At 56.8% G+C, this 4,651-nt stretch carries 6 protein-coding genes; 4 read left to right on the forward strand and 2 right to left on the reverse strand.

Annotation, left to right across the window (positions count from 1 at the left end; genetic code table 11):
• The first annotated feature begins 233 nt into the window (after positions 1 to 233).
• Positions 234 to 395: a hypothetical protein gene (locus QZX93_RS24445; protein ID WP_295393715.1), complete on the forward strand. Its 162-nt coding sequence runs from the start codon at positions 234 to 236 to the stop codon at positions 393 to 395.
• A gap of 334 nt (positions 396 to 729) precedes the next feature.
• Positions 730 to 906 carry a hypothetical protein gene (locus QZX93_RS24450; protein WP_295393713.1) on the forward strand — a complete coding sequence of 59 codons (177 nt, stop codon included), beginning with the start codon at positions 730 to 732 and terminating at the stop codon, positions 904 to 906.
• Between the two features lie 150 nt (positions 907 to 1,056).
• On the opposite strand, the gene QZX93_RS24455 is transcribed toward QZX93_RS24450, so the two are convergent.
• A complete protein-coding gene (locus tag QZX93_RS24455) occupies positions 1,057 to 1,617 on the reverse strand; it encodes a hypothetical protein (protein WP_295393711.1) in 561 nt (186 codons plus the stop codon).
• Complete coding sequence (locus tag QZX93_RS24460) at positions 1,610 to 2,401, reverse strand: hypothetical protein (RefSeq protein ID WP_295393709.1); 792 nt, start codon at positions 2,399 to 2,401, stop codon at positions 1,610 to 1,612. The genes QZX93_RS24455 and QZX93_RS24460 overlap by 8 nt, the downstream gene beginning before the upstream one ends.
• A gap of 1,296 nt (positions 2,402 to 3,697) precedes the next feature.
• Here QZX93_RS24460 and QZX93_RS24465 point away from each other — a divergent pair.
• Together QZX93_RS24465 and QZX93_RS24470 are read left to right on the forward strand one after the other, a co-directional pair.
• A complete protein-coding gene (locus tag QZX93_RS24465; RefSeq protein ID WP_295393707.1) occupies positions 3,698 to 4,198 on the forward strand; it encodes a hypothetical protein in 501 nt (166 codons plus the stop codon).
• Between the two features lie 13 nt (positions 4,199 to 4,211).
• Positions 4,212 to 4,559: a hypothetical protein gene (locus QZX93_RS24470; RefSeq protein ID WP_295394996.1), complete on the forward strand. Its 348-nt coding sequence runs from the start codon at positions 4,212 to 4,214 to the stop codon at positions 4,557 to 4,559.
• Positions 4,560 to 4,651: the final 92 nt, after the last annotated feature.

Below are 4,651 nucleotides of genomic sequence, written 5' to 3' on the forward strand. Positions count from 1 at the left end.
CGATTACTGCTCTGCCGAACCTTTATATCAGAGGCTTACGCTATTTTCAGACGTTGCCATAGAGCCGTTTTCTTTTTGTGTAACCGCTCTATCCTGCTGTTTTTGAGAAACTATGCGACCTACTGAGATCCCAGAGAGCCCTGGTTCAGGCCCGTTTTGGCACAGCCGCGGGCATTTGGCTATTCGGCTCGCGCCTGGACGACAGCGCCCGCGGGGGCGATGTCGACCTCTACGTGGAACCCGACCGCCTGCCCGAAGAAAACCTGCTGCTCGCCCGTCAGGCGTTGCGGCGGGACCTTGAGCGACGGCTCCGCCTCCCGGTGGACCTGGTGATCAATCCCGGACAGACCACCGCGTTCATGCGTCAGGCACGCGCCGAAGGCCACCCGTTATGAGTCCGCGCCATGCCGTGCTCCACTGGACTATTGGGAACGTCAGCGCGACCTGCGTAACGCCGTCGGGCACGAATACCCGCAGACCTCGGCCATCGCCGATATCCTGATTGCGATCCGGGCCGCGACACCGGAGGTGCTGGACTACGTCGAGCGATTGCGCGCGGCGGCGGACCAATTGCAGACACCCGAGTGACGTGGCGCTTGAGCACGCACGTGGGCTCGCGTTGGCATCACTTAACCAACACGAAGAGAGAAAAGGCACCATGATGTCCACGGACCTGCATCAGGCCAAGACCGAGCGCCCAGCGCTCGTCGGGGGCGGGCGGGCGGGCGGGTGATCTTTGGCAGCGACACCAAGGTCGATCCGACGCGACTGATCAAGCTCATTCAGACGAGGCCCAAGGAATACAAGCTCGACGGCGGCGACAAGCTGCGGTTTTTCCGGGACCTGTCCGATCCCAGCCAGCGCATTGAGCAAGTTAGGCGGGTGGTGGAACAACTCATGGGGTAGGCGACCGGAGATCGACGCTTCAGCCAGATAAGGCTGACGAAGGCCCGAGTCTTCGGTCGGGCCGACAGCCTTTACAGAAAAGCCAGCCTTGACTTGGCGGTACGCCGGGCAATCCCCGACGGTTTTTTCAAGTCATCCGCAATCTTCTGACTACTGAGGTGGATTCAACACCCGAACGCGACGTATCTCACTCAAGCACTCCGTAAGCAGCCCCGTAAGCTCGCCATCCAGTGTCGCGAATCCGTCTAATTGGCGACGCATCACCAGGGTATACCCTATAAATTCTGCTTCCCATTCCTCTTCAATGAGTCCTGGTCTCTCCGGAAACTGCTCGACCCAACGGTTCCGGCGCGTCGGGTTAATGAATTCGAGCCCTACGACGATGTAGTTCTGATCGCCAAACTCGACAAACAGCCTCAGTTTAGTGTCTACGGGATTCGGCAACCAAACCACAGCCCCAGCCTTACACCTATCGTAATCCCATGGATTAGGCGCATCGGCTTTCGGCCAGATCTGGAGACGTAGGTTCTGCGGAACAAGGGGGCCGGGGACGTTCAAAGCATCTTGGATATCATCGAGTTGAGCCGTCAAGGCATCCCGGGCGCTCTCGCATATCAGACGATTCGCCCGATAGATAGCCCGGACGATATCGACAAAAGGCGCTCGCGGATCCGCCAGGTTGTTCAGGAAAGCGATGTCAGTCTCATTCATGCCGAGTTCCTCCAGAGTGAAACTCTTGTAGATATTCCAGGGTATCACGGTGGGCCAAGCGCTTTTCCAGACGCAGACCCAAGACCCTGCGTTCGAGCATTCCGACCAGAAACAGCAATGCCAAGCGACTGTGAGCCGGAATGTCGTCATAACCCCGAGCGATGACACCGCGGAATCTGAGCAAAACCTCCCGCCAATCACAAAGCGCAAAGCCATATCCGCAGGACGCTTCGGATTGACCACGCACCAAGGCCACGGCCCGGTACTGGACCCCTGACGCGTTGAGAGACCGAGTATAACCTTCGTTCTTTGCGAGGTCAGACTTGTCTGCATGGCCCAACTTCACTTCGATAACCAATCGTTCCTCGTCGCGATAGACGGCCGTGATATCTAGACGGCCACTCTGATTCGGATGGCCCTCAGTAACCGGCCACTCTCGCTCGACTAACCGCGGACATCGATCACTATCGCCACCAAGATTCATCGTCAGATCCAGCGACTGAAAGGCCGCAGACTTCGATAGAAGTCTTAGCATCTCAGCCAACACGTCAGAGACGGCATTTTCGTTCTCAATTGCGCAAAGATTCGTAAAGGTGGCAGGCAATAAGAGCGGCTCGCAGTCTAACCTTTTGTTTGATTGCTCGACCAGGCGCTCGAATTGCTCGTTCCAACCTTCCTCCAGAACACGATACGCCGCGATCAAAGTCCGGATCCCGTCGAGTATCGATTCAGTCATGCGAAAGGGAGATAGAAAATCAGCAACCTCTGCCGGTTCTACCGGCATTAGCTGCGATCGGCAGTTTGCTCCACATGCAGCATAAGTCTTAAGAAGATAAGTAAGCTGATACCCAGACAGATGCTTGACCCGCGCATACACTCGCGCCCACTCTTTCACTCGCTCAGCACGCCAGAGCGGTGACGCGGCCGTGGACTGGTCTGGCCGGGGAAAACCCCAAGGCCCATCTTTTGCCCAGCGAGAAATCGTGCTCAGACTGGTGGCAACCCCTCGCTGGGTTTGCAGATATGCCGCGACGTCGCGCAGCGACCAGTATTGAGGGTCTGTCATAATTTCTTGCAACTATGGACAAAATATAACAACGTTCCAATATGAAACATTGTTTCACGCAAAGACGTAGCGTGTCAAGACTCTGGGTGGCTGGAACAGCCTGCCGAAGAAGCGCGGCGTGAGGACCTCGACTGCAAATCAAACCAGACACGCCAGCGCCCCCCGGCCCGATTCTTATCCGCCTAAACCATTGAACATCAAAGCATGTAGGTTGGAGTGAGGAACGAACCCCAACCTGATCACCTGGCCTGGAAACTGTTGGGGACCTCGCAAGCGGCGGTGGCCTCGTCGCGGCTGAAGCCGCTCCCACGGGGGACTTGCAGCGTCACGGGTAGCGGTGCGGCGGCGGATCGGTCTGATCGGCGGGTACGTCGGCACCAACGCCCGTAACTTCTCAATAAGTCATTGCGCCCATAAAAATAACGACATAGAAGTCAAGAAAAGTGCTTTTGCCCTGCTCACGAGCTCAAAGCGCCCCGTAAGCTGTTGATTGTTTCTCAGCGGTCACCTCTCATGTGGGTTCGACGGCGGTTCGGCGGCGCCATTGTGCCTCGCAACCCACTGATTCAAAAGCTGCCATGACTTATTGAGAAGTTACCAACGCCCTGCTCAAGCGACTGAACAGCAAGTCCAGGAATGATGCGGATCGGGTGCTGCGCGTCGCCCACATCTGAGCCGACACCGACCGCGAAGTCCGCCAGATCGCCCAGGAAAAGGGCGGCGGCTGCCAGCAGACGGTCTCAGGCTTCTTGGGGAGTGCCAATTTTCCGCTGGTGGCGCGGTAGGTGGTCGGAGTCCAAGGCTTCAACCTTGGACGGACAAGACCAAGGCTGAAGCCTTGGACTCCAGAAGATGGCCGCTGGCCGAAACGCTGATCAAGGCCGGGACGACCGATGCAGGGGTTTGACTTCACGCACAAAATATGGGTAATATTTTTCGCCCGGCGATTTTTGAGGTAGTAGCATCGCCGCAAGCTGGCAGGGTGTCCTTAAACGTTTTTCTTGGAGGACCGGCGTGAATAATACGAGACAGGTGCAGCAACGCTTGCGCAACCAATATTTCGTGTGGTTGGCGGCAGTCCTTCTGGTCAGTTTACTGGCCGGCTGCGCATTCAAGGTAAGACTGATTGCGGAATACGACGCGATCATTGATAACGCCGTGAACGCGCTGCACGTCAAGACCGTCAGCTTTTTTGCAAAACTGAACTCATCGTCACGGGCGGAGGCCTCCTACGAGGCAAACAAGGAGTTTTATCAAGAAGCGCAGGGCGATGTTGCGGCGTTGATCCTGCGTGCCCAGGTCCTTGAAGAGGGGTTGCAGGCGCACCCGCTGACCACCAACTTCGAGGCGCTCAAGGCGCAATATGAGGATTTGGCGGCGCTGCACAAGACCGCCCCCGCCGCCGCTGTGCTCAATAATGCCCAGGACGCCTTTGAGCAATCGTTCAGGGCCATCGTCAAGCACCTGCTGTTCCTTAAGTGGAATCAGGCACAACCGGCACTAAACCAACAGTAGCGGAGACCAGAAAATGACCACCATCAATGTCAATGACGTGGCGCGTCAGATGCTCGTTGCGGCCGAAGGCGTATTCGGAGAGAAGTGGCCGGAGGCGAAAAACTTCGCGACCAGCGAATCCAAAACATTCGCTCAGAGCATGGCGGACATCCAGACATGGAAGGGCCTGCATCAGATTACTGAGGAGCAGGCGCGGGCGTTATCACGGCTGCATCAGCGCTCGATGAAGATGGTCTTTACCGCGCTGGAAGGAATCAGCCTCGCCATGGCCGAAAAGGCGGTCAATGCCGCGCTCGATGCGGTGCGCGGAGCGATTAAGGTGATTTCCGTTATAGAAGTTACCCGAAAACCGGCTGGATAAAGATGTCCCATTTTGGCAAAGTCGGGCTACGCTTCAATCTCGCTTCGACATCTTTCATCAACCTGTTTGAGAGCCTGATGCCTTTCGCATAG

Origin of the sequence: uncultured Thiodictyon sp., assembly GCF_903946935.1 — a bacterium.
GTDB lineage: Bacteria > Pseudomonadota > Gammaproteobacteria > Chromatiales > Chromatiaceae > Thiodictyon.